Raw genomic sequence first — 4,080 nt, 5'->3', positions numbered from 1 at the left:
CGCCGCAGGACCACCCCCGCCTCCTGCCGCCGCCGCCCGACTGACGGGCGCGGCGGCATTCACAGCCGACCCGCCGGGGCCCGTGTCGTGTTTGTGCAAGCGTCCGCCGTGACGCCGCCCCTACGCTGGGGGCATGACCGAGACGTCCCCGCCCGGCGCGGCGCCCAGGCGCCCACCCATCCTGTTCCTGCTCGCCACCGCCTTCCTCTTCTCCATGGGCCTCTCGCTGGCCATCCCGGTGCTGCCCTTCGTCGTCGCGAGGTACGTCCCGGTGCCTCACACGCAGGCGATCGTGGTGGGCTGGCTCGCCGCGATCTACGCGCTCCTGACCTTCTTCTCCTCGCCGCTCCTGGGCGCGCTGAGCGACGCGTTCGGCCGCCGCCCCGTGCTGATCGTCTCCCTGCTGGGCTCGGCGGTCGGGTACGTGATCTTCGGGATCGGCGGGAGCCTGTGGGTGCTGTTCCTGGGCCGCGGCGTCGACGGCCTGACGGCGGGCGGGCTGAGCGCGCTGTTCGGGTACGTCGCGGACACCACGCCCGAAGAGGAGCGCGCGACCGTGTTCGGGCAGATCGGCGCGACGGTCGGCGCGGGCTTCATCGTCGGTCCCGCCATCGGCGGTCTGCTGTCGCACGTCAGCCTCAGCGCGCCCTTCTACGCCGCGGCCCTCGTGAGCGTGCTGAACATGCTGTGGGGCTTCTTCGGCCTGCCCGAAAGCCTGCCGCCCGGGCGGCGCGCGCGGACCTTCGACCTCGCGCACCTCAATCCCCTCACGCCACTGCGCGGCGCGCTGCAACTCCCGCTGGTGCGTCGACTCGTCACGGTGAGCGTGCTGTTCATCCTGCCGTTCTCGCTCATGCAGGTGGTCCTCACCCTCATGGCGCGCGACAGCCTCGGGTGGGGTCCCGCTCAGGTCAGCACGGTGTTCATGGTCGTGGGTGTCTGCGACATCGTCGCGCAGGGCGCCCTGCTGCCCACGCTGCTGAGCCGATTCGGTGACCGTCGCGTGGCGCGGCTGGGCCTCTCGGCGGGCGTGATCGGCCTGGCCCTGCTGGCGCTCGTCCCGCTGGGCGGAACCGTGGCGTTGCTGTACGTCGGTGTGATCCTGTTCGCGGCGGGTGAGGGCGTCTTCAACGCGACCTTGGCGTCCCTGCTCTCCGCCGCCGCACCCGAGGAAGCGCAGGGACGCGTGCAGGGCGGCGCGCAGGGCGTGCAGTCGCTCGCGCAGGTCGCGGGACCGCTCGCGAGCGGCGGGCTGTACGCGCGGCTCGGAGGCGCGCCGACCTTCGCGGCGGGCGCGGTGATGGTGGCGCTCGCCCTCGCGGTCCTCACGGGCGTCCGCACGACCAACCCCGACGCGGGGGCCGGGGGAACGCATTGAAGGACCCGGCGCTCACGCGCCGGATCGGGCCGGACGGCGGGCGCCCTCCCCGAACCGGGGGCGCCTCGGGTTCAGAGCAGCCCGACGAGCGCCACCACGATCAGCCCCGCGCTTCCCACGAGCAGCACCAGCAGGAACGCGAAGAGCAGACGGTCAGGAACTCGCACGGACAGAGTGTGGCACGCCCTGCCCCACCCGCGAGACGCATGTGCGGCGCAGAACACGCACGTTCACCTCCACGCCCTGCGCGGCCTCAGCGTGAACGCGTGGGAAGCCGCGCGCGAATCCGGCGGGGCAGGTTCCGCGTGACGACCAGGTCGTACGAACTCACGAGCAACTCGCGTGCCAGCGTCTCGGGAACGCGGCCATCGAGCGGCACGAACACCCAGTGCCCGCCGAAGTACCCCGGGGAGGTCAACTGCGGGTACGTCTCGCGCAGACGCGCCGAACGCGCGGGCTCGACCTTGACGAGCAGACGCAGCACGTCCTCGGTCACGTCGACCATCGCGTACATCCGCCATACGGGCGGCCCGCCGTCGGGGTCGTCCCCGCCGGTCTTGAACACGAGGTTGCGGTCGTCGAAGGGAAAGGTCTCGATGGTCCCGGGCAAGCTCGCGCAGGCCGAGCGGACGTGCGCGACGAGGTGGAAGCCGCCGGGGAGGACGTCAGGGCTCACCCGGGCAGTCTCACGTCCCGGGGCGGCAGGGAAGGTGACGGGCCGCACCTCGCGCGTTCCCCGGGTCGTGCGTCGTCCGGGTGGTCGCCCGTGCGGGGGTGCGTCAGGTCGCGCCGCCCGCACGGCGCCGCACGGTCACGTCTGAGGTACAGTGAACTCGACCGATCATGGAATCTCAGCCCTGGCGCGTTCAGCTGCTCGGCCCGGTTCGTCTTCAGGGACCGCAGGGCGTGGAGCGCCGCGCGGAACGGAAACTCGCCGCGCTCCTGGCGTACCTCGCGCTCGAAGGCGCCACCTCCCGCTCACGACTCGCGGGTCTGCTGTGGCCCGACTCTCCCGAGCCGACCGCCCGGAACAACCTCTCGCAACTGCTGCGCAAACTCCGTCTCCTCGCGCGTCAGGACCTCGTGATCGGCGCGGAGACGCTCGAACTCACACCGGACGTGGAGGTGGACGCCGCGCGAATCCGCGACCACTTCGCGCGCGGCCGGACGGCCGAGCTGCTCGCGACGGACGGGCCGCTCCTCGAGGGGCTGCGGTACGACGACTGCCCCGACCTCGACGACTGGGTCAACGCGGAACGCGAACGCCTCACCGAATGGCGCGGCCTCGCGCTGCGCGCGGAGATCACACGGCTCGAAGCCGCCGGGGACTACGCGGCGGCCCTGCTGCACGCCCGGACGCTGCTCGACCTCGACCCCGTCTCAGAGGACGCCTGGCGGCACCTGATCCGGCTGCACTACCTCTTCGGTGATCGCCCGGCGGCCCTGCGCGCCTATCACCGCTGCAAGGAGGTGCTGTGGCGGGAATTCCGGACGGAACCCCTGCCCGAGACGGTCGCCCTCGCCCGTGAGATCGACCAGGGCAGCGTGCCCGCCCCGCCGATCGTGCCGGCGGTGAAGCTGCCGCTCTCCGTGCTGCGCCCACCCCACCTGATCGGCCGGGAGGAGGAATGGGCGCGGCTCGACGAGGCCTGGGAGCGCGGCCAGATGATCTACGTGGAAGGCGATCCGGGTGTCGGAAAGACGCGTCTGATCACGGATTTCGCGGCGAGCAAGGGCGTCTTCATCGAATTCCGCGGGCGACCCGGGGATATCCATCAGCCGTTCACCAGTTCCGCCCGCAACTACCGGATGCTGGTCGAGCGCACGCCGGACCTCGAACTCGAGCCGTGGGTGCGGCGGGAACTGGGCCGCGTGCTGCCCGAGTACGCGCCCCCCGGCGAGGCCCTCGAACCGCTGGGTTCCGGCGCGGACGTGCTGCGCTACCGTCAGGCGATGATGCAGCTGTCCCTGCGGACGTACAGAGGCATCCGGACGGTCGTCGCGGACGACATCCAGTTCTACGATCATCCCTCCACCCTCGACGGCCTGTACTTCTTCGCGAACATGTTCGCGGCGGAACGAGATCCCGACAATCCCTTTCCACGCGTCATCGGCGCGTACCGTACCGGGGAACTGATGCCCGAGGTGACGCGCGACGTCGAGGACCTCGTCCGTCAGGGCGTCGCCATCCACGTGCGGCTCCGTCCACTCGGGGAGCAGGTGCTGGGCGCCCTCATGGATGACCTCGACGTGCCGACCGATCCGGCGCTGCGTGCCCGGCTGGCGGGCTACTCGGGCGGCAACCCGCTCTTCCTGCTGGAGATCGTCAAGCACCTCATCGAGAGCGGCTCGTTCTCACGCGGGAATCTGCGGGACGTCGAACTGCCCATCACCGCGCGCGTCGGGGAAGTCATCGTCAGGCGTCTCCACCGACTCTCCGCCCCGGCCCTGCAGGCGGCGCGCGCGGCGGCAATCCTGCAGAGCGACTTCGACGTGGATCTCGTCGCGGAGGTGCTGGGCGCGCCCCTGCTCGACACGGCCGAGGCGTGGGAGGAACTGGAAGCCGCCGGGATCGTGCGTGGGCACGGCTTCTGGCACGACCTCGTGTACGAGACGGTCAGCGCGAACATCCCGGCGAGCGTGCGGGCGGTGCTGCACAGAGCGGCGGCGCGCGCCCTCGACCGCGCCGGAGGGCACGCCGC

General features: G+C 71.6%; 3 protein-coding genes. 2 read left to right on the top strand and 1 reads right to left on the bottom strand.

The annotated features are described in order from the left end of the window. Positions 1-133: 133 nt before the first annotated feature. The gene (locus tag DEIPI_RS0122310) at positions 134-1,378 is read left to right on the top strand and encodes a tetracycline resistance MFS efflux pump (RefSeq protein WP_027483229.1); all 1,245 of its coding nucleotides are present in this window, start codon (positions 134-136) and stop codon (positions 1,376-1,378) included. 253 nt (positions 1,379-1,631) lie between these two features. Here the strand turns inward: DEIPI_RS0122310 and DEIPI_RS33765 are convergent, their stop codons facing one another. After that, on the bottom strand, positions 1,632-2,054 hold the full coding sequence (locus tag DEIPI_RS33765; RefSeq protein WP_045234975.1) for an MmcQ/YjbR family DNA-binding protein: 423 nt from the start codon (positions 2,052-2,054) through the stop codon (positions 1,632-1,634). Between the two features lie 167 nt (positions 2,055-2,221). Between DEIPI_RS33765 and DEIPI_RS0122295 the strand changes: the two genes are divergently transcribed. After that, positions 2,222-4,080 (top strand): ATP-binding protein (locus DEIPI_RS0122295; RefSeq protein WP_027483228.1); only part of this gene is annotated, 1,859 nt, incomplete at its 3' end.

The organism is Deinococcus pimensis DSM 21231, from assembly GCF_000519345.1.
Classification (GTDB): Bacteria; Deinococcota; Deinococci; order Deinococcales; family Deinococcaceae; genus Deinococcus_A; species Deinococcus_A pimensis.
Note: the sequence above shows the minus strand (reverse complement) of the source record. Positions and strands in the feature narration are given on the sequence as shown.

What these genes read in the sequence shown, in the direction of transcription:
- DEIPI_RS0122310 (WP_027483229.1), top strand. Translation starts at nt 134, where the DNA reads ATGACCGAGACGTCCCCGCCCGGCGCGGCGCCCAGGCGCCCACCCATC.